The 19,437-nt window shown below is 56.9% G+C and carries 21 protein-coding genes and 1 pseudogene; 12 read left to right on the forward strand and 10 right to left on the reverse strand.

The window, feature by feature from the left end:
* Nucleotides 1-108: 108 nt before the first annotated feature.
* Genes LN050_08275 through LN050_08315 form a run of 9 tightly spaced genes read left to right on the forward strand, consistent with a single transcriptional unit; the run spans nt 109 to nt 7,323 of the window.
* On the forward strand, nt 109-1,485 hold the full coding sequence (locus tag LN050_08275) for an FAD-dependent oxidoreductase (GenBank protein UFS55783.1): 1,377 nt from the start codon (nt 109-111) through the stop codon (nt 1,483-1,485).
* A complete protein-coding gene (locus LN050_08280) occupies nt 1,478-2,320 on the forward strand; it encodes a DUF1365 domain-containing protein (GenBank protein UFS55784.1) in 843 nt (280 codons plus the stop codon). The genes LN050_08275 and LN050_08280 overlap by 8 nt, the downstream gene beginning before the upstream one ends.
* Nucleotides 2,321-2,328: 8 nt before the next feature.
* On the forward strand, nt 2,329-3,561 hold the full coding sequence (locus LN050_08285; protein UFS55785.1) for a cyclopropane-fatty-acyl-phospholipid synthase family protein: 1,233 nt from the start codon (nt 2,329-2,331) through the stop codon (nt 3,559-3,561).
* A 25-nt stretch (nt 3,562-3,586) separates the two neighbouring features.
* Nucleotides 3,587-3,949 carry a hypothetical protein gene (locus LN050_08290; protein UFS55786.1) on the forward strand — a complete coding sequence of 121 codons (363 nt, stop codon included), beginning with the start codon at nt 3,587-3,589 and terminating at the stop codon, nt 3,947-3,949.
* Nucleotides 3,950-3,953: 4 nt separating this feature from the next.
* Nucleotides 3,954-4,157 (forward strand): chalcone isomerase family protein, encoded by a 204-nt coding sequence (locus LN050_08295; GenBank protein ID UFS55787.1) that lies wholly within the window; start codon nt 3,954-3,956, stop codon nt 4,155-4,157.
* Nucleotides 4,154-5,473, forward strand: a complete 1,320-nt coding sequence (locus LN050_08300; protein ID UFS55788.1) for an MFS transporter — start codon at nt 4,154-4,156, stop codon at nt 5,471-5,473. The genes LN050_08295 and LN050_08300 overlap by 4 nt, the downstream gene beginning before the upstream one ends.
* Before the next feature lie 52 nt (nt 5,474-5,525).
* On the forward strand, nt 5,526-6,041 hold the full coding sequence (locus LN050_08305; GenBank protein UFS57369.1) for a DUF3833 domain-containing protein: 516 nt from the start codon (nt 5,526-5,528) through the stop codon (nt 6,039-6,041).
* A 32-nt stretch (nt 6,042-6,073) separates the two neighbouring features.
* The gene (locus tag LN050_08310; GenBank protein ID UFS55789.1) at nt 6,074-6,859 is read left to right on the forward strand and encodes an SDR family NAD(P)-dependent oxidoreductase; all 786 of its coding nucleotides are present in this window, start codon (nt 6,074-6,076) and stop codon (nt 6,857-6,859) included.
* Nucleotides 6,856-7,323 (forward strand): nuclear transport factor 2 family protein, encoded by a 468-nt coding sequence (locus LN050_08315; protein UFS55790.1) that lies wholly within the window; start codon nt 6,856-6,858, stop codon nt 7,321-7,323. The genes LN050_08310 and LN050_08315 overlap by 4 nt, the downstream gene beginning before the upstream one ends.
* An 8-nt stretch (nt 7,324-7,331) precedes the next feature.
* On the opposite strand, the gene LN050_08320 is transcribed toward LN050_08315, so the two are convergent.
* On the reverse strand, nt 7,332-7,949 hold the full coding sequence (locus tag LN050_08320; GenBank protein UFS55791.1) for a glutathione S-transferase N-terminal domain-containing protein: 618 nt from the start codon (nt 7,947-7,949) through the stop codon (nt 7,332-7,334).
* A 123-nt stretch (nt 7,950-8,072) separates the two neighbouring features.
* Between LN050_08320 and purB the strand changes: the two genes are divergently transcribed.
* On the forward strand, nt 8,073-9,497 hold the full coding sequence (gene purB / locus LN050_08325) for an adenylosuccinate lyase (GenBank protein ID UFS55792.1): 1,425 nt from the start codon (nt 8,073-8,075) through the stop codon (nt 9,495-9,497).
* A gap of 46 nt (nt 9,498-9,543) precedes the next feature.
* On the opposite strand, the gene LN050_08330 is transcribed toward purB, so the two are convergent.
* From LN050_08330 to LN050_08340, 3 genes are all read right to left on the reverse strand, one after another.
* On the reverse strand, nt 9,544-9,972 hold the full coding sequence (locus LN050_08330; protein ID UFS55793.1) for a DUF3717 domain-containing protein: 429 nt from the start codon (nt 9,970-9,972) through the stop codon (nt 9,544-9,546).
* A 125-nt stretch (nt 9,973-10,097) separates the two neighbouring features.
* Nucleotides 10,098-11,099 carry a hypothetical protein gene (locus tag LN050_08335; GenBank protein UFS55794.1) on the reverse strand — a complete coding sequence of 334 codons (1,002 nt, stop codon included), beginning with the start codon at nt 11,097-11,099 and terminating at the stop codon, nt 10,098-10,100.
* On the reverse strand, nt 11,096-11,659 hold the full coding sequence (locus LN050_08340) for a M48 family metalloprotease (GenBank protein UFS55795.1): 564 nt from the start codon (nt 11,657-11,659) through the stop codon (nt 11,096-11,098). Before LN050_08340 ends, LN050_08335 begins: the two co-directional genes overlap by 4 nt.
* A 94-nt stretch (nt 11,660-11,753) precedes the next feature.
* Between LN050_08340 and moaC the strand changes: the two genes are divergently transcribed.
* On the forward strand, nt 11,754-12,233 hold the full coding sequence (moaC, locus tag LN050_08345) for a cyclic pyranopterin monophosphate synthase MoaC (GenBank protein ID UFS55796.1): 480 nt from the start codon (nt 11,754-11,756) through the stop codon (nt 12,231-12,233).
* Nucleotides 12,234-12,700: 467 nt separating this feature from the next.
* Here the strand turns inward: moaC and LN050_08350 are convergent.
* From LN050_08350 to sucC, 3 genes and pseudogenes are all read right to left on the reverse strand, one after another.
* Nucleotides 12,701-12,850: pseudogene (locus LN050_08350) on the reverse strand (prepilin-type N-terminal cleavage/methylation domain-containing protein).
* 222 nt (nt 12,851-13,072) lie between these two features.
* On the reverse strand, nt 13,073-13,966 hold the full coding sequence (gene sucD / locus LN050_08355) for a succinate--CoA ligase subunit alpha (GenBank protein ID UFS55797.1): 894 nt from the start codon (nt 13,964-13,966) through the stop codon (nt 13,073-13,075).
* Between the two features lie 25 nt (nt 13,967-13,991).
* On the reverse strand, nt 13,992-15,158 hold the full coding sequence (gene sucC, locus LN050_08360; GenBank protein UFS55798.1) for an ADP-forming succinate--CoA ligase subunit beta: 1,167 nt from the start codon (nt 15,156-15,158) through the stop codon (nt 13,992-13,994).
* A gap of 209 nt (nt 15,159-15,367) precedes the next feature.
* Here sucC and argC point away from each other — a divergent pair, with 209 nt between their 5' ends.
* A complete protein-coding gene (gene argC / locus LN050_08365; protein ID UFS55799.1) occupies nt 15,368-16,297 on the forward strand; it encodes an N-acetyl-gamma-glutamyl-phosphate reductase in 930 nt (309 codons plus the stop codon).
* Between the two features lie 31 nt (nt 16,298-16,328).
* Here the strand turns inward: argC and dbpA are convergent, their stop codons facing one another.
* Genes dbpA through recA form a run of 3 tightly spaced genes read right to left on the reverse strand, consistent with a single transcriptional unit; the run spans nt 16,329 to nt 19,295 of the window.
* Complete coding sequence (dbpA, locus tag LN050_08370) at nt 16,329-17,711, reverse strand: ATP-dependent RNA helicase DbpA (GenBank protein ID UFS55800.1); 1,383 nt, start codon at nt 17,709-17,711, stop codon at nt 16,329-16,331.
* Between the two features lie 13 nt (nt 17,712-17,724).
* A complete protein-coding gene (recX, locus tag LN050_08375) occupies nt 17,725-18,198 on the reverse strand; it encodes a recombination regulator RecX (protein UFS55801.1) in 474 nt (157 codons plus the stop codon).
* 14 nt (nt 18,199-18,212) lie between these two features.
* Entirely contained in the window at nt 18,213-19,295 is a 1,083-nt protein-coding gene (recA, locus tag LN050_08380) for a recombinase RecA (GenBank protein UFS55802.1), read from the reverse strand.
* Nucleotides 19,296-19,437: the final 142 nt, after the last annotated feature.

A 19,437-nucleotide genomic window follows, 5' to 3' on the forward strand; every position in this document is an offset into this window, starting at 1 on the left:
CTCGCAACTGGCTAGCAGCCCAGTAATTACCGGTAAGTGCCCGCCCATACAATGACAAATTGCCACAATTGTCTACGACAATAAAGTTTCAACCCCTATTTTTTAACAATGACCGCCTTACCCACAAACGCCTCACCCAGCACCACGCAGCGGCGTCCAAACATTGCCGTGGTTGGCTCCGGCATTGCCGGCTTGTCTGCGGCTTACCACTTGCGTGATGTCGCTCACATCACGGTCTTTGAGGCAGGCGACTATTTTGGTGGTCATACCAATACGGTTGACGTCACCCTGCCCACTGCCAACGGGCAACAGGACACAGTCGGCGTAGACACTGGCTTTCTGGTGCTCAACGAACGCACCTACCCGGCGTTGCTCAAGTTGTTTGCCGAACTGAACATGCCACTGGCCAAGTCAGACATGTCTTTTTCAGTGCAAGTACCAGGGCAGGGCGGGCTAGGCCAAAATGCCCTTGAATGGAGCGGCACCAGCCTGACCAGTCTGTTTTGTCAGCCCATCAACTTGCTACGACCCAGCTTTTGGCGCATGGTGCTGGACATACTGCGCTTCAACAAACTGGCCAAGCGCATGGCAAGCACGCCGCTGGACACGTCTGTCAGCTTGGGCGCATTTTTGACAACGCATGGGTTTTCCAAGCCATTTATTGACTGGTACTTGCTGCCCATGCTGGGTAGTATCTGGAGTTGCCCAACCCAGCAAATGCTGGCGTTTCCGGTGGCCACTTTGGTGCAGTTTTGTGACAACCACGGCCTGATCCAAGTCGCCAACCGCCCTGCCTGGTACACAGTCGCCGGTGGTGCGCGCCAGTATGTGCAAGCCATGGTGGCCAAGCTCGATGACTGCAAGCTCAACACCCCAGTGACCAAAGTACACCGCCTGGATGGTGGCGCAGGCGTAGACATCAGCTACACAAACCCCAACGCCACGTCAGAGATTACCGAGCACTTTGACTATGTGGTGATGGCTTGCCACAGCGACCAAAGCCTAAAACTACTCAGCGCCCCGCATGCTCAAGAGCAGGACATATTGAGCGCCATTGGTTTTCAGCCCAATGTGGCAGTGCTACACACGGATGAGTCGCAACTGCCTGTTGCCCGCAGCGCATGGTCAGCGTGGAACTACGAGCGAGCACCGACCACGCAAGACGAAGACGAGCACGTGTGCTTGCACTACCTCATCAACCAATTGCAACCCTTGCCTTTCAAGAAAGCCGTGGTGGTATCCCTAAACCCCATCAAGCCCATTGCACCTGAGCACGTATTGGGCACCTACCACTACGCACACCCCGTATTTGACGCCCAGGCGGTGGCCGCGCAACAGCAGCTCGCCCACATTCAAGGTCAACACTGCACTTATTACTGCGGCGCTTGGACAGGCTACGGCTTTCACGAAGACGGCCTGAAATCAGGCATCAAGGTGGCGCAGCTGTTACGCGAGCAGCTTGCAGGCAGCAAGGCCCATGCCTGAGCGGCACGCTGCGCTGATTGGCTTTGGGCAAGTGCGCCACAAGCGCTCAAGGCCAAGCCCACACGCCTTTGTGTACCGTAACTTTTTCATTTGGCTCAACATGCGCAGCTTGCCCAAACAGGGCGTAACTGCGCTACCACGCAACCGCTGGAGTGCTTTGTCATTTTTTGACAAAGACCACGGCGAAGGGGGCGACAACGCACTGGCGTGGCTAGACGCGCTGCTGGATGCCAACGGGCTAGGGCATTGCAAGGGTGACGCTTGGCTGCACACCTACCCGCGCGTGTGGGGCTACACCTTTAAACCTGTGAGCTTTTGGTATTGCCACGATGAGGCAGGGCAACTTGGCGCCGTGGTGGCTGAAGTCAACAACACCTTTGGCGAGCGCCACGTGTATGTGCTGCCCCATGCGCAGTTGGGCGCGCCCATAGTGGCAGGCAAAGCCTTTCATGTGTCGCCGTTTTGCGAAGTACGCGGCGAATACCAATTCACCTTCATGCACCGCAACAGCGCACTGAGTGACCACCATCCCAGCCACACCGTGGCACGCATTGCCTACGACGACCAAGCCATTAGCGCGCAACGCACGCCCACCTTGCTCACCAGCGTCAGTGGTCAGCTGCAGCCGCTGGTTGGCGCTAGCAGACGACGGGCCTTGTGGCGCTACCCGCTAATGACCCTGGCCGTTATGGCGCGTATTCACCTGCAGGCGTTTGCGCTGTGGCGCAAGCGTGTACCATTTTTCTACAAACCCACGCCACCCGCCGTTGCCGTGACCCAGGCGCGACCTAACAACAAACAAAACCAAAGCCCCCAGCAAAGCGCACACACATGACCACTTGCTTGAATTCAACCACCCACTCAACCATCCCGGCGCAAGCGCCACGCGCGGCCAAACAGGTGTTCAAACTGCTGCAGCGTATGACGCACGGACAGCTCAGCATCACATTGCCAGACCAGTCACAGCTGCACTTTGGCGTGGGCACGGGCACGCATGCCTACATACAGCTGAACAACTGGCACATGTTCAGCGCCGCGCTCAAAAGCGGCGACATTGGTTTTGCCGAAACCTTTATTGCCCAAGACTGGGACACCCCCAACCTGACCCAATTGCTGCAGGTCTTGCTGCAAAACCGCAAGTCGCTAGACGACGCTATTTTTGGCAACTGGCTAGGGCGCTTTTACTACCAGGTGCGCCACTGGATGCGACGCAATACCGAGGCCAATAGTCGCAAAAACATACATGCCCATTACGACTTGGGCAACGACTTTTACAAGCTGTGGTTAGACCCCAGCATGAACTACTCCAGCGCCTTGTTTGAACAGCCTGGTCAAACGCTGACCCAAGCACAAAACGCCAAAGTGCGCCGCGCACTCAACATGGCTGGCGTTACATCAGGCTCGCGGGTTTTGGAAATTGGCTGCGGCTGGGGCGCATTGGCTGACATGGGCGCCAACGAGTTTGACGCCGAAGTGGTTGGCCTGACCCTGTCACACGAGCAACTGGCATGGGCCCATGCGCGCCTGGCACAAACGCCCAACGCCAGTAAAGCTGACTTGCGCTTGCAAGATTACCGCAGCCCAGATGTCACTACCAACAACGCAGGCGAGCACCAGCTGTACGACGCCGTGTGCTCTATTGAAATGATAGAAGCCGTGGGCCAGGCCTATTGGCCAACCTATTTCCAAACAATGGCCAAGTCGTTGCGACCTGGCGGTAAAGCCTGCATACAAGCCATAGTGATAGACGACAACCTGTTTGACCGCTACATACAAGGCACGGACTTTATTCAACAATACGTGTTCCCCGGCGGCTGCTTGCCTAGCCCCGCCAAGTTCAAAGAGCAAGCGCAAGCTGCTGGTTTGGAGGTGGTTGACAGCTTTGCCTTTGGCCAAGACTACGCCTCAACATTGGCTGCGTGGCATGCCGCATTTGTGCAACAAGAAGACGTGCGCAAACTGGGCTTTGACACCGCGTTCATACGCACATGGTCTTTTTACCTGTGCTACTGCGAAGCAGCTTTTTTAGAAGGCAATACCGATGTCATGCAATTCACATTGCGCTTGCCCAACTAAAGGCGGCAAGTTCGCACCGTGTCACGTGGCACTCGGGCGCGTGGCCTTGGCCAGCGCGTTTGCGCTCGCCGCTTATCTGGCCTACCCGCACGCCGCACAAGCTGCTACGCCCCAAGACACTGTCATCACCAGCATGGCCGAACGCAACGGCGTAGCCGCGGACTTCAAGGTACAAGGCCAAGGGCGCTTGCGCTTTTTAGGTCTGCATGTGTACGACGCCAAGTTGTGGGCAAGCCAAACCATTACCACCGCCAACTACACAACAACGCCCCTGGCCCTGGCGCTGACTTACGGGCGCAGCCTGTACGGCAAACTCATTGCCGAGCGTTCGCTCAAGGAAATGCGTGGTGTCACCGCGGCAAGCGATGCAAGCAGCCGCCTGGCTTGACGCCATGACCAGACTGTTCCCGGATGTTCAGGAAGGCGATCAGCTTACAGGCGTTTACCAACCCGGCCAGCGCGCTGTATTTTGGCTGAACGGCAAGCGCTTGGGGGAAGTCGACGACCCCGCTTTTGCGCCTGCATTCTTTGGCATTTGGCTGGACGAGAAAAGCTCGGAACCAAGCTTGCGCAATCAGCTCTTAGGCATGCCGTGAGTGCTGCGCACGACTGGCGTCAAGCCAGTGCCTACGGCTTTATGGCGGCACCTTTAGCGTTTGCTGCGTTGCCGTTGTATGTGCTGTTTCCACAGTTTTATGCCGCCGAACTTGGCGTCTCTCTTGCCGCCTTGGGCGCATTGCTGTTACTGGTACGTGCACTGGACGCTGTCACCGACCCACTGATTGGCCGCTTGCTAGACAAGCACTTGCGCACCCACAACCTCATGCGCGTTGCGCTAGGCGGCACTGCCGTGCTGGTATTGGGATTTTGGGCTGTATTCAGCGCGCAAACGCACTGGAGCAGCCAGCAGCTGCTGTTATGGGCAGGCGTCATGCTAACGCTTTGTACTGCCGCATACAGCCTACTGACACTTGCACTGCAAACATGGGTTAGCCGCATACAGGAAAGCGCTGAGACCGCGCAAGTGCAACGCACACTCATCGCGTGGCGCGAAGGCTTTGGTTTGCTGGGCGTGGTCATTGGTGCCAGCTTGCCAGCAATCGCAGGCTTACAGGCCACCACAGTGGCGCTGCTGGCCTTGGTCGTGCTGGCGCTGGCGGGCTGGTACCGGGTTCAGCACCAACTCCCGCTGCAAGAAGTGGCAACCAATGCGCCGCCAAACGCTGCGACACAGCGCCACTTGCTGGTGCTTGCCGATGCGCCTGTACAGCGCCCTGCATTTTTCAAGCAGCTCATGGCAGTGCATGTCATCAACGGCATGGCCAGCGCCATACCAGCCACCTTGGTGCTGTTTTTTGTGCAAGACCGCTTGCGAGCACCTGCCGGCAGTGAGGGCTTTTTTTTGCTGCTTTATTTCGCCGCCGCAGGCGCGGGCATGCCGCTGTGGCAACGCGCTATGGCCACGTTTGGCTTGGTCAAGTCCTGGGGCATTGCCATGCTGATGGCCACCGCCGCATTTGCCATAACAGCGACTTTGGGCGAGGGTGATGCCTTGTGGTTTGCGCTGGTATGTCTGGGCAGCGGTATGGCTTTGGGGGCGGATCTGTGCATACCGCAGGCCATGCTTGCACAATGGCTTAACAGGCCGTTTGGCGTTACCGAGCAAGGCACTCGCAAGGACGGTCAGTACTTTGGCTGGTGGAACGTGGTGAGCAAAGGCAATCTGGCCTTGGCTGCGGGCGTGTCACTGCCGCTGCTGGGTTGGCTTGGCTATGTACCCGGCACCAGTGACAACACTGAAGCTTTGGCTTGGGTTTACGGTGCACTGCCCTGCGTCTTGAAAATCATCGCCGCCACTGCGCTGTGGCACTACTGGCTGAAAGGACTCACTCATGCAAACTCGCACGCTTAACAACCCCTCACTCACCGTGAGTCAACGCATGGTCTACAGCTTTAAGCTGCTGATGCTGGCTTGTCTGGTGGCGCTGCTAAGCGCTTGCAGCACAGCCAATATCAACGACTACGCAGACACGCAACCCAAGCTGGACTTGCGCACCTACTTCAACGGACCTGTCATGGCCTACGGCATGTTCCAGGACCGAAGCGGCCAAGTGGTCAAACGATTTGAAGTCGCCATGACAGGTACCTGGCAAGGCAATAGCGGCGTGCTCGACGAATTGTTTACCTACGATGACGGCACAACTGAGCGCCGCGTCTGGCGTTTAACCCAGCATAGCGACGGGCGCGTCACCGGCAGTGCTGACGACGTGGTGGGCGAAGCCAGTGGCGCGGTGCGCGGCTACGCCATGCAGTGGCAATACACCCTGCAGCTACCCGTAGACGGCACCGTGTACGAAATGGCCATGGACGACTGGATGTACTTGCTCAACGAACGCATCATGATCAACCGCACGGCCATGTCCAAGTTCGGCATCCACCTGGGCGAGGTCACACTCACTTTCATTAAACCTGCGCCTTGAGGCCTTACGTGATGTCTACGCTTTTTAAACCCATGAACCCGCCAATAACCGACTGGCGCCACAAGGTGGTGTGGGTTGTTGGCGGCTCAACGGGTATTGGTGAGGCGGTAGCCAACGCGTTGGTCGCACGCGGGGCGCACGTGGTTGTATCCGCCAGATCCGTCGCCCCCCTGGAGGCGTTTGTCGCACAACATGGCCAGGCCCATGCCACTGCAATTGCACTGGACGCCACCGATGCACCCGCTTGCGAGCAGGCCGCCCAGCGCATTTGGCAGCAGCTTGGCCACGTCGACATGGTGTTGTTTGCAGCAGGCACTTACCAGGCTCTGCGCGCCACGGCGTTTGACCTCAACGTCATGACGCAACACTTGCAAGTGAATGTGCAGGCCGCCTACAACGTGCTGGCAGCCGTGTTGCCCAGGCTGCAGGAACAGGGCCTTCAACAGCGTGGCGGACACATCAGCCTCATCAGCAGCGTGGCGGGCTGGAGTGGCTTGCCCAATTCCCTGGCTTATGGGCCCACCAAAGCAGCACTGACACATTTGGGTGAAGTGTTGTATCTGGACCTCGCCAGAACCGGCTTGGGCGTAAGTGTCATACACCCGGGCTTTGTGGCCACGCCACTGACAGCACAAAACAACTTTCATATGCCCGCGCTCATTACGCCTGAAGTGGCCGCGCAGGCCATGCTCAAAGGCTGGGCACAGGGTGCGTTTGACATCCACTACCCCAAGCGGTTTACGCGCTGGCTCAAGCTGATACAACTGCTACCGCACCGCTTGGCACAAGCGCTTATTCTGAAAGCCACCAAGCTATGAGCAAGGCCACCCGCTACGCCCATTTGCAGGCGCCCACGCGCAACGCCATAAACTGGTTTGAGCAATTACAGCAGGCTGATGTCGCACACATGGGCCAACTGTACGACGCCAACACCTACTTCAAAGACCCGTTCAATGAAGTGCACCAAGTGAGTGACGTGCAAGCCATTTTTGAGCACATGTTCCAGCGCTTGAATGAACCCAGGTTTGTGGTGACCAACGCCTTAGACCACCACGATGAAAACGGTCTGGCTTGCATGTTGACCTGGGAGTTTCAGTTTTCGGTCAAGGCAGACAAAGCCGCCAAGCCGTGGGTTATTTTGGGCGCCTCACATCTGCGCTTTAACGAGCAAGGGCTGATCAACCACCACCGTGACTATTGGGATGCGGCAGAGGAGTTGTACGAGCGCATTCCGGTACTGGGCGCATTGATGCGCTGGCTCAAGCGCCAGGCCACACGCTGACAACCCCATTACTGGGGCGGTAGCGTATCCATAAAGCTTTGGCGCAGCTGCAGCTTGGCCAGTAGCCTGTCCAGGTTGGGGTGGCGTGCACGCCAGTCCAGCGCAGGAAAGCGAAAATCCAGATAGCCCAAGGCGCAGCCCACAGACACATCGGACAGGCTGTAGGTGTTACCGCTGCAGTAGGGCTTGTCACCCAGACCCGTACTCATGGCCGCCAAGGACTTGTCGATTTTGTCCATTTGCCTGTCTATCCAGGCCTGGCTGCGCTCGCCTTCTGCACGCCCAGGCCAGGTGGCTTCAAGTCTGGCCAAAATAGCGGCGTCAAGCACGCCGTCGGCCAAGGCTTCCCATGTTTTGCACTCGGCGCGCTCGCGACCGCTGGCAGGTATCAAGCGGCCAACTGGCGACAACGCGTCCAGGTACTCAACAATCACACGTGAGTCAAAAACGGCTTCGCCGCCCTCCATCACCAAGCACGGCACCTTGCCCAGCGGGTTGGCTTGGGCGATGGATGTTTGCGCATGCCACACATCTTCTTCGACAAAGCCGTAATCGAGTTTTTTGTCAATCATCACCACGCGTACTTTGCGTACATAAGGGCTGGTGAGCGAACCGATGATTTTCATATGGGACAGAGTAGATAAGAGTGCTGCAGATTCTAGCGGCTAAAAATAGCCCACACGTACAATCAGAGCATTCCCAACACTGCTGACGTGAGCCTGAATAAAGGGCTCGATTTACATCTATTTATGACCACCGCACCCACCAACGCCTCAATCACCGCCCTGTCTCCGCTTGACGGGCGCTACAACGCCAAACTAGCCGCCTTGCGCCCCATCATGAGCGAGCACGGCTACATGCACAAACGGGTGCAAGTTGAGGTGACGTGGTTTATCGCACTCACGCAAGCCCGTCTTGAACAATGCCCCGCCTTGTCCAGCGCTGCAACAAGGCATTTGTGGCAACTGGTCAGCGGCTATACCGAGGCAGACACCAGCGCCATCAAGCTCATAGAGCGTGAAACAAACCACGACGTCAAGGCCGTGGAGTACTGGATTAAACGCTCGTTCGCCAAAGAGGGCGTCGCACCCGAGGTACAACAAGAGCTGGCCGCTGCCGCTGAATTTGTGCACTTTGCATGCACCAGCGAAGACATCAACAACACCAGCCACGCGTTGCAAATAAAAGCGGCGCGAGAACAAGTGCTGTTGCCACTGATTGGTGACATCTGCGCCAAACTGCAAGACATGGCCACGCTATACGCCAGCGTGCCCATGCTCAGCCGCACACACGGCCAAACTGCAAGCCCAACCACAGTGGGTAAAGAAGTAGCCAACGTGTTGGTGAGGCTGCAACGCGCCACCAAATGCATTGAAAACGTGGCCATCATGGCCAAAATGAACGGCGCTGTGGGCAACTACAACGCTCACCTCAGCGCATGGCCAGACGTAGACTGGGAAGCCTTCGCCAAGCGTGTGGTCGAAGCGCCAGAGCCCGCTGGCTTGGGGCTTAGCTTTCAAGACTACAGCATTCAAATCGAACCACATGACTACATGGCAGAGCTGTTTGACGCGATGGCACGCACCAACACCATACTCATTGACTGGTCACGCGACGTATGGGGTTATGTGAGCCTGGGCTACTTCAAGCAACGCTTAAAAGACGGTGAAATTGGCTCATCCACCATGCCGCACAAGGTCAACCCCATTGACTTTGAGAACGCAGAAGGCAATCTTGGCTTGGCCAACGCGCTGCTGCGCCACTTGAGCGAGAAGCTGCCTATTTCACGCTGGCAACGAGACCTCACCGACAGCACAGTGCTGCGCAACATTGGCGTGGCCTTTGGCTACACCACGCTGGCTTACCAGTCGCTACTTAACGGCTTGAACAAACTAGAGCTCAACGAGGAAGCCCTGGCGGCAGACCTGGACAACGCCTGGGAAGTGTTGGCCGAGCCTATTCAAACCGTGATGCGCCGCTACGCCATTGAAGGCGCTTACGAGCAACTCAAAGCTGTCACACGCGGTAAAACAGTCACCCGCGAGGCTTTGCATGGTCTTATTCAGACGTTGGCGATTCCACAAGTCGACAAAGACAGGTTGCTGGCCATGACGCCTGCTACCTACGTGGGCAAGGCTGCCGAGTTGGCGCTGCGTGTGGGTAAGGCGAATTAAAAAACGGGTTCAGAAGATTGTTAAGCCCTGAGCAAGCCTTGGATCTTTATCCCTGGGCTTGTTCTGACTTTCGCTCCAGCGCGCGCTCGCTGTAACGGTTAAAGCGCCATGCCTCGTCTTCACGTGTGATACGTCGCCAAACAACACGCTTTTCACCGGCCGTCATTTCTGGCCAAAACTGTACCTCGTCAAAGGTGCGTCCACAGCCCTTGCACAAATCATCACCTTGGCTGGTAGAGCAAATGGCAATGCACGGCGTGTCTGGCAGGCTATCAACCCACTGCACCCAAGCATCCAACGCTGGCTTGGGCATGCTGTCTTCATCGGCTTCTGTCTCGCCGTAGTACACCAGCAAGGCATATACCTCGGCCAGGTGGCGCAGCGGCTGACACAGCGTTACACCGTCGGGCGAGGGAGAAACCCGTCGCCAGTAGTTGATTGCAGACTCAATGTCGGTGATGTGTATAGCGGCCATAAAAAGCAAAAACGCCGTGTCATTACGGCGTGCCCCAATTCTAGTGGCATGACAGAAAGTGTCGGTACATCAAGGCTATGACCGCACAGGTCACTCGCCTACTATTGGGGCGCGCGGCAATGCCTTCACCGTTGGTCGTCGGCTTGCTGGTTGCGCCATTCGGTGGAGACCTGCTGCAAACGAACCGCCACAATCGCAGCCTCTTGCTCGTTGTTGTGCTGCTGGTTGGCCAATGCTTGTGCGGCCATAAAGCGGTCTTTGGCGGCTTCCAACTGCCCTGTGTGCGCCGAATACTCGGCTTGCGCGCGCAACGCCCTCAAGGGCTGACGCATGGCCTGCGCCAAATGGCCTGCGACTTGCCACGCCTGCGCATCACCAGGGTGGTCTACCAGCCACAAACGCAGCAGCTGATCAGCTTGGTCTTGCACTGCAGCCCATGATTGCCAGCCAGACACACCCGCGGCAGCGGCTGCGCTGAGCAACTCGCTGCGATAGCTGCGACGAATGTTCTCAGGCGCAGCCGCGTAATGCTGTAACAACCGCATTGACAATCGCGCCATGGCCTCGCCATTGAACAAAGCAGGCCTGTCGGCGGGCGGCATGGCCACCCATACTTGTAGCGCACTCGTTTGTATCAAGGCCTGCAATACCTTGTTGGATGCAGCGGTACGCACGCCAATTTGCTCAAGCCACTGCCACGCCAAGGCGTGTTGCTGCAAAGCCGCTGCGGCTAACGCGCCCTGGTAGACGTCCACTGGCCTGGTATTGCCAGCAACTTGCTTGCCAGCCAGGTTCACCCAAGCCTGCAAACTGTCTTGGCGGGTTTGTACCAGCACCTGTGCACGGGCGCGCATGAACAAGTGCACATCCGGGTCCAGCCAGTCGGCTTGAAGCAAGCCATGCGCTGGTGGGCGCAAATCTGCCAAGCGCAACTGCATGTCGGCCATGCGCTGCGAGGTTAGCGGGTGGCTGCGCAAATACGGGAAAGCGCCATCGTCGTTGAGACGGTTGACGTGTTGCAGTTGCTCAAACATACGAGCAAAGCCTGCCGCCTCAAAACCGGCCAAGTTTTGTACTTGCAAGCCTTGACGGTCGGCCTCACGCTCCATGTCTCTTGAAAAATTCAACTGGCTTTGTGCGGCTGCGGCCTGCCCCCCAATATGGCCGCATTGGCCAAACCGGTGTCGTGCGTTACCGCAAGACTGCCCACAATCATGGCCGCCAATAACCATGGCGCGTTTTGTTCACGCAAACTGATCATGCGCGCAATGTGGCGCTGCGTCACGTGGCTTAGCTCGTGCGCCAACACCGAGGCCAGTGCATGCACGTCATCAGCCATGGCCATCAAGCCCATGTTGACACCTAAATAGCCACCGGGCAGCGCAAAGGCGTTGACACTTGCGTCGTTGATCAGCAGTACTTGCCAGGCCAACTGCTGCGCCATCTCTGGACTGATATCGCCGCGCTCTATGCCAGCTGCATACAAGGCTTGCCACACGTTGTCTATGTACTGCTCCAGCACCACGTCAGTGCCCACGTCCCCACTGGCATACAAGTTGCCCACAATACGTGCGCCCAGGCGCCGCTCGTCACCCAGGCTCAAGTCGCCCACTTCGCCTAGCGCGGGCAGTGGCACTTGTTGGTCTTGTCCGTGTGCCGCGCCCGACAACAAGCTGCCAACCAGCAAGGCGGCACAAACAACATGTCGATGAAAGAGGTACATAGTCTTTTATGATGCTGGGCAAGACGCCCACTTTTACACACACCGCATAAAGGCCGCCGTGAGTACTTCACCCCTAACCCATTTTGACGCCCAAGGGCATGCCCACATGGTAGACGTAGGCAGCAAGGCTGACACCAAGCGTGTTGCGGTGGCTACTGGCTTTATCAGCATGCTAAGCGCAACACAGGCGCTTATCGCACAAGGCACTGCAAAAAAAGGCGATGTACTGGGCGTTGCCCGTATCGCCGCCATACAAGGGGCCAAGCGCACATCAGACCTCATTCCGCTATGCCACCCCTTGGCTTTAAGCCACGTCAGCGTGCAATTCGAGCTGGCAAGCAACGGCGTGCGCTGTACCGCCACTGTAGAAACCACTGGCCCCACCGGCGTAGAGATGGAAGCCCTCACGGCCGTACAAATCGGCCTGCTCACCATTTACGACATGTGCAAGGCCGCCGACCGCGGCATGACCATCACAGACGTGAAGCTACTTGAAAAAATGGGCGGCAAGTCTGGGCATTGGGTGGTGGCGAAGTGAGCACCAACACATTAGAGAAGCGCAAAGTCGGCAGGCACAAGACCACAGGCCAATTCATACCCTGAGCAAAGTCTCCCTGAACGTGATTGTGCAGGCAGCAAGTAACTGCCCCATCACTGCTCGGCCTCTACCCCCGTATTGTCCGCCGTACACTTGGGCTGCGTTTTGTCGCGCCTCATGGTCCACTGCAACAACGGCGAGCCTGGTATCGGCGTCACAGCCATGACCACGGTACAAGCGCCCGCATTGGCTGCGCCATTGATAACAACGTAAAGCGACGTCTCATCGCTGCTGGCCTTGACAGTGGCCACGCCGTTGGGCAACACAAGAGAGCCGCTGTCATTGAGGCCTGCAGTAACACCCAGTTCGGCCAAACTGTCGCAGGCTTCAATGGCACCACCTTGCTCTACCAGGCACCGCGCTGCCTCGGTTTGGAGCACGGCGACACCCGATAAGTTGGTAGCCCATCGTGCGCGCTGCGTGTTGTTTTGGTAGGCCGGAATGGCCACAGCGGCCAGCACACCTATGACGGCAACCACCACCATCAGCTCTATCAAGGTAAAGCCTATTTGGTTGTTGACGCGATTTGAGCGGCGCTCAGGTTTGACGGCGTGCATATAAGCTCCCTGCTTCATTGTGTTGGTGGCCGGCTAAGGCAACATAGGCTTGAACACGCTGGCTTGCGACAAGTCGCCAAGGCGTTCGCGAAGGCGCCATTACCATCAAGCATACAAGCCGCTGGTAGCTACACAATCAGTGCTATCACTGTAAGGGCATAAAAAAATGGCAACGCATTGCGGCGTTGCCATTTGATTTAAGCATCAAACGCTGGCTGTAACTTACAGCAAGCCCTTGAGCAGCTTGCCCATCTCGGATGGGTTGCGTGTCACTGTAAAGCCACAGGCTTCCATAATGGCCAACTTGGCTTCGGCTGTGTCGTCGCCGCCAGAGATCAACGCACCGGCGTGACCCATGCGCTTGCCCGGAGGCGCTGTGACACCCGCAATAAAGCCCACGATTGGCTTTTTCATGTTGTCTTTGCACCAAAGCGCCGCTTCGGCCTCGTCTGGTCCGCCGATTTCGCCAATCATGATGACCGCATCGGTATCAGGATCGTCGTTAAACATGCGCATCACGTCAATGTGCTTCAAGCCGTTGACGGGGTCTCCACCAATACCAACAGCACTTGACTGGCCCAAGCCCAGCTCAGTCAACTGACCTACGGCTTCGTAAGTCAAGGTACCGGAACGAGACACCACGCCGATACGGCCTTTTTTGTGGATGTGGCCAGGCATGATGCCGATCTTGATTTCGTCGGGTGTAATCAAACCGGGACAGTTGGGACCCAGCAACAAAGTCTTTTTGCCGCCCGCTGCCTCTTTGGCGGCCATGCGACGGCGCACTTCAAGCATGTCGCGCACTGGAATGCCTTCGGTGATGCAAATCGCCAAGTCCAGGTCGGCTTCAACCGCTTCCCAAATCGCAGCAGCCGCACCGGCTGGCGGCACGTAAATCACGGATACGGTGGCACCCGTGTCAGCCGCTGCTTCTTTGACAGAGCCAAAAATCGGGATGTTAAAGATGGACTCGCCAGCCTTCTTGGGGTTCACACCAGCCACGAAACACGCTTTACCGTTTGCGTACTCTTGGCACTTTTCGGTGTGGAACTGACCCGTTTTACCGGTGATACCCTGGGTGATGACCTTGGTGTCTTTATTAATGAGGATAGACATGCTTATTCCTTATTTTCTGTCGGGCTTAGGCTGCTTTAACAGCGGCAACGATTTTCTCGGCGGCTTCAGCCATAGAGTCGGCGCTGATGATTGGCAAACCAGAATCGGCCAACATTTGCTTGCCCAATACCTCATTGGTGCCCTTCATACGCACAACCAGCGGCACGCTCAGGTTCACAGCCTTACAAGCTGTAATCACGCCCTCGGCAATGGTGTCGCAGCGCATGATGCCACCAAAGATGTTGACCAGAATGGCCTTGACTTTGGGGTTCTTCAACATGATCTTGAACGCCTCAGTCACCTTCTCAGGTGTCGCGCCGCCGCCCACATCCAGGAAGTTGGCTGGCTCAGCGCCAAACAACTTGATGGTGTCCATGGTGGCCATGGCCAGGCCAGCGCCGTTGACCAAACAGCCAATGTTGCCTTCCAGGCTGATGTAGGCCAGGTCAAACTTGGAAGCCTCTACTTCAGCTGCGTCTTCTTCGTCTAGGTCGCGGTAAGCCACGATCTCTGGGTGACGGTACAGCGCGTTTGAGTCAAAGTTGAACTTGGCGTCCAAGGCCATAACGCCACCCTTGCTGTCGCGGTTCAGTGGGTTGATCTCAACCAATGACGCGTCCGTGTCCATGTAGCACTTGAACAGCTTTTGGAAAATATCGACAGCCTGTGCGGTCGAGTCTGCCGGCATGCCAATGGCGTCAGCAATCTTTTTGGCTTGCTCGTCGCTGAAGCCAACCAACGGATCAATGAACTCGGTGATGATTTTCTCGGGCGTGCTGTGTGCCACTTCCTCAATGTCCATGCCACCTTCGCTGGACGCGATGAAGGCCACTTTTTGTGTGGCACGGTCTGTCACAACGGACACGTAGTATTCTTTTTGAATGTCGGCGCCGTCTTCTATGTAGAGACGACGTACTTTCTGGCCTTCAGGGCCAGTCTGATGCGTTTTGAGCTGCATGCCCAGAATCTCGCCAGCCAATGCCTTGACATCATCAATAGACTTGGCCACTTTCACGCCACCGCCCTTGCCGCGGCCACCTGCGTGGATTTGGGCTTTTACCACCCATACTGGGCCGCCCAATTTTTGTGCGGCCTCAACAGCCTCCTGCACGGTAAAAGCAGCGATACCCCTTGGTGTGGGTACGCCGAACTGACGCAAGATTTCCTTGCCTTGATACTCGTGAATCTTCATGTCAGGACTCTCAAAGTGTGAACGCAACACTTCCTACGCAAACCTGTGTTTAGGCGAATCCTAGGCACGGCGCACGAGGGAAAAAACAAACCGGAACTGTATCATGTTGCAACGCACCAAACGTTTCTGCAAACTGACACCAGCGCTGGTCTTAGCCCGTCACGCGGCAAGGGCAGCACACAACACGCATGAATCCTCAAATATAAGATATGACTGATATATTCATTGATGGCGAAGCCGGCACCACTGGCCTACAGATTCGCGAGCGTTTGCAAACGCTAAGCCACGTCAGGCTGCTCAGCATTGACCCCGCGCAACGCAAAAATCCAGACGCAAAAAAGCAGCTGCTGACCCAAGCCGACGCCGTGGTGCTGTGCTTGCACGACGATGCCGCTCGCGACACCGTGGCCTTGATAGACGCGCTGTCAGCCGCTGGCCACAAAGCGCCACGCATTGTGGACGCTTCTACGGCGCACCGCACCGCAGCAGGCTGGGTCTATGGTTTTCCAGAACTGTGCGCCGCACAGCTAGCCCTGATCAAGAACGCATCACGCGTGGCCAACCCAGGCTGCTACGCCACAGGTGCCATTGCCTTGCTGCGCCCGCTGATAGACGCCGGTCTGTTGCCCACAGATGCACGGGTGAATTTGCCCAGCGTTAGCGGCTACAGCGGCGGTGGACGCACCATGATTGAAGACTACGAGGCAGACCGCGCGCCCAAGTTTCAGCTCTATGGCTTGAGCCTGCAACACAAGCACCTGCCTGAGATCATGCACACGGGCTTGCGAGTACCACCGTTGTTTGTGCCCAGTGTCGGCAACTTTGCACAAGGCATGTTGGTACAGCTACCGCTACACCACAACCAACTGGCAGCAGGCACCAATACAGCAGGCCTATTGGCAGCACTGCAAGCGCACTACAAGGGCAGTGAGTTTGTACGCGTCATTGACGGCGGCCATGCTGGCATGAGCCCAGCCAACCTGGACGCTACGGCGCTGGCCAACACCAACGATTTAGAGCTACACGTATTTGGCAACGACAGCAACGCGCAAACGCTGCTGGTCGCCAGGCTGGACAACCTGGGCAAAGGTGCAAGCGGCGCGGCGGTGCAAAACTTGGGCTTGATGTTTGGCTGGTAGACGGTACTGATCAGCAGCGGCTGTTGGCAACTCAGTTATCCAGCACCCGCACCTTGACTTTTTTGCCCTTGATGCGACCTGCGTTTAGCTTGTCACAAGCCTTGTTGGCAATGGCTTTGTCCACAGCGACATAGGTTGAAAATTCACCCAATGCAATTTTGCCAACTTGGGCCTTGTCAAAACCCGCCTCGCCAGTCAGCGCACCCAGGATATCGCCAGCGCGAATTTTTTCTTTGCGACCGCCCGCTATTTGCAGCGTGCGCATAGGCGCTTGCAACACAGGCTTGCCAGTGTTGAGTTGACTTAGTGTTTGCCAGCGGGCAGGTCGCTTGGTTTGCTCTTCTATGCGAGCCACGCGGCCCATCTCTGGCATGCTGACCAAACTCAGCGCAATACCCGTGGCGCCCGCACGGCCCGTGCGACCAACGCGATGTACATACACTTCTGCATCTGGTGTCGTGTCTACGTTGATAACAGCGCTTAGGTTGGCAATGTCTAAACCACGCGCGGCCACGTCTGTGGCCACCAGCACTGAGCAGCTGCGGTTGGCAAACTGCACCAACACCTGGTCACGGTCGCGTTGGTCCAGATCGCCGTGCAAGGTGAGGGCTGAAAAGCCTACTGCGCGCAACACCTCTACCAAGTCATTGCACTGCGCGCGGGTGTTGCAAAACGCCACTGTCGACTCTGGCTGGTAGTGATTCAACAAGTCAGACACCGCATGCAAGCGCTGCGCGTCATCCACTTCGAAGAACCACTCGTCAATGGTGATCGCCTCATGCACGGTATCCACCTGCACGCGCTGAGGCTTGCGCATAAAGCGCGCCGCCATGCTGTCAATTGCGTCGGGGTAGGTCGCTGAAAACAACAAGGTCTGGCGCTGTGCTGGCGCGTACTTCACAACGGCCGCAATGTCGTCGGCAAAGCCCATGTCCAGCATGCGGTCGGCCTCATCCAGCACCAGCGTAGCGAGGTTATCCAGCCCCAAATGCTCGCGCTGCAAATGGTCTAACACCCGACCTGGTGTGCCCACTACGATGTGCGCGCCATGCTCCAGGCTGGCGGTTTGCCCGCGCAACGCCACGCCACCGCACAAGGTGAGAATTTTGACGTTGGTCAAGGCGCGCGCCAAACGACGCAGCTCAGCACACACTTGATCGGCCAACTCACGTGTAGGGCACAGCACCAGGGCTTGCACGTTGAGCTTGTTGGGGTCTAGTGTGTGCAACAAGGCCAAGCCAAAGGCGGCGGTTTTGCCGCTACCGGTTTTGGCTTGCGCAATGACATCGGCGCCCGCCAAAGACAACGGCAACGTGGCTGCCTGAACAGGGGTGAGGGCATCAAAGCCCAGGGCCGTGAGGTTGTTTTGTTGTGCTGTGGTGAGGCCCAGCGAGGCGAAGCTTGTTGCGGTCATGCGCAATTATCCGCTACCAGTCGTCATCCAAGGCCTCATCATCAGCGCCAACCCGTGGCACTACCGCACGCACCACGCCGCCATCAAAGCCACGTGCTGCCAAAAAGCGCATCTGCTTGGCCCGCGCGTTGGCGTCTGTTGGTGGCACACCAAATTTTTTGGCCCATACAGATTGGGCGCGCTCAAGCTCTGTGGCTTTGAGGCTGGCAACCGTGTCGCGCACCACATCAGCGCTTAAGCCCTTGGCTTGTAACACTTGGCGCAGTCGCATGCTTCCCATGCGCTGCGCCTTGGCATTCACAACGCTGCCCGCCACGCGCTGTTCACTGATGAGCCCCTTGGCTTCAAAGTCATCCAGCACCTGCGCCAGCTCGCCGTCCTGGGTTTCCAACGCGCGCAGTTTGCGCGCCAGTTCAGGCTTGGAGTGCTCTCGCTGGCTTAACAACTTGAGCACCCTAGCTTTGAGCGATAGCGCCGGTGCGGGCATGTCCTTGTGCGCTTTTACACTTCGTCGTCGCTGACCACAGGCGGTGTGGCGGCTACGCTAACGCTGAGCTGCGGCACGTCCAGGGCTGCACGCACCTTGTTTTCAATTTCACGCGACAAGCCGGGGTTCTCTTTCAAAAACTCGCGCGCATTGTCACGGCCTTGTCCAATTTTTTCGCCGTTGTAGGCATACCAGGCGCCAGACTTGTCCACGATGTTGTTGGCCACACCCAGATCAATGATTTCGCCTTCACGGCTGATGCCTTTGCCGTACATGATGTCGAACTCTGCCGTCTTGAATGGCGAGGCCACCTTGTTCTTCACCACCTTCACGCGGGTCTCGTTACCAATGAGTTCATCACCCTTTTTGATAGAGCCAGTGCGGCGAATGTCCAAACGCACAGACGAATAAAACTTCAATGCGTTACCGCCGGTGGTGGTCTCTGGACTGCCAAACATCACGCCAATTTTCATACGAATTTGGTTGATAAAAATCACCGTACAGTTGGCTTTTTTGATGGTGGCTGTGAGCTTGCGCAACGCTTGGCTCATCAAACGCGCCTGCAAACCCGGCAATGAGTCGCCCATGTCGCCCTCAAGTTCGGCCTTGGGCGTGAGCGCCGCAACAGAGTCTATGACGATCAGGTCAATGGCAGCAGAACGCACCAGGCTGTCCACCACCTCTAGGGCTTGCTCGCCCGTGTCTGGCTGAGAAATCAGCATGTCTTCCAAGTTCACACCCAAGGCTTGTGCGTACTGCACGTCTAGGGCATGCTCAGCGTCTACAAAGGCGCACACGCCACCGAGCTTTTGCATCTCAGCCACCACTTGTAGCGTCAATGTGGTTTTGCCTGATGACTCTGGGCCGTAAATTTCTATCACGCGCCCACGCGGCAAACCACCAACGCCCAGCGCGACGTCTAAACCCAATGAGCCAGTTGACACCGTTTGAATGTCTTCAATCACCTCGCCAGCGCCCAAGCGCATGATGGTGCCCTTGCCAAACTGCTTTTCAATTTGAGCCAAGGCGGCCTGCAAGGCTTTGGCCTTCTCGGCGTTAATGCCCTTGGCTGGTGCTTCTTTAACGGATGTGCTCATGGCGAACTCCTAGGGTGTTGAATTGGTTGATATTTTTTCAATCGCAGCCGACTTGTCTTTATATACAGGCTGGATGCTTGAACAGTAGTTTAACCAGTTATTAAATCATTTTGTCGATTTATTTGGTCAGTTTGCATTACCA

Source organism: Comamonadaceae bacterium M7527 (assembly GCA_021044545.1).
Lineage (GTDB): Bacteria > Pseudomonadota > Gammaproteobacteria > Burkholderiales > Burkholderiaceae_C > RS62.

Bases quoted from the DNA above. Each gene is read 5' to 3' on its own strand.
- LN050_08275 (UFS55783.1), top strand. From the start codon at position 109: ATGACCGCCTTACCCACAAACGCCTCACCCAGCACCACGCAGCGGCGT.
- LN050_08280 (UFS55784.1), top strand. From the start codon at position 1,478: ATGCCTGAGCGGCACGCTGCGCTGATTGGCTTTGGGCAAGTGCGCCAC.
- LN050_08295 (UFS55787.1), top strand. From the start codon at position 3,954: ATGACCAGACTGTTCCCGGATGTTCAGGAAGGCGATCAGCTTACAGGC.
- LN050_08305 (UFS57369.1), top strand. From the start codon at position 5,526: ATGCTGGCTTGTCTGGTGGCGCTGCTAAGCGCTTGCAGCACAGCCAAT.
- LN050_08310 (UFS55789.1), top strand. From the start codon at position 6,074: ATGAACCCGCCAATAACCGACTGGCGCCACAAGGTGGTGTGGGTTGTT.
- LN050_08315 (UFS55790.1), top strand. From the start codon at position 6,856: ATGAGCAAGGCCACCCGCTACGCCCATTTGCAGGCGCCCACGCGCAAC.
- LN050_08320 (UFS55791.1), bottom strand. From the start codon at position 7,949: ATGAAAATCATCGGTTCGCTCACCAGCCCTTATGTACGCAAAGTACGC.
- purB (UFS55792.1), top strand. From the start codon at position 8,073: ATGACCACCGCACCCACCAACGCCTCAATCACCGCCCTGTCTCCGCTT.
- LN050_08330 (UFS55793.1), bottom strand. From the start codon at position 9,972: ATGGCCGCTATACACATCACCGACATTGAGTCTGCAATCAACTACTGG.
- sucD (UFS55797.1), bottom strand. From the start codon at position 13,966: ATGTCTATCCTCATTAATAAAGACACCAAGGTCATCACCCAGGGTATC.
- sucC (UFS55798.1), bottom strand. From the start codon at position 15,158: ATGAAGATTCACGAGTATCAAGGCAAGGAAATCTTGCGTCAGTTCGGC.
- argC (UFS55799.1), top strand. From the start codon at position 15,368: ATGACTGATATATTCATTGATGGCGAAGCCGGCACCACTGGCCTACAG.
- dbpA (UFS55800.1), bottom strand. From the start codon at position 17,711: ATGACCGCAACAAGCTTCGCCTCGCTGGGCCTCACCACAGCACAACAA.
- recX (UFS55801.1), bottom strand. From the start codon at position 18,198: ATGCCCGCACCGGCGCTATCGCTCAAAGCTAGGGTGCTCAAGTTGTTA.
- recA (UFS55802.1), bottom strand. From the start codon at position 19,295: ATGAGCACATCCGTTAAAGAAGCACCAGCCAAGGGCATTAACGCCGAG.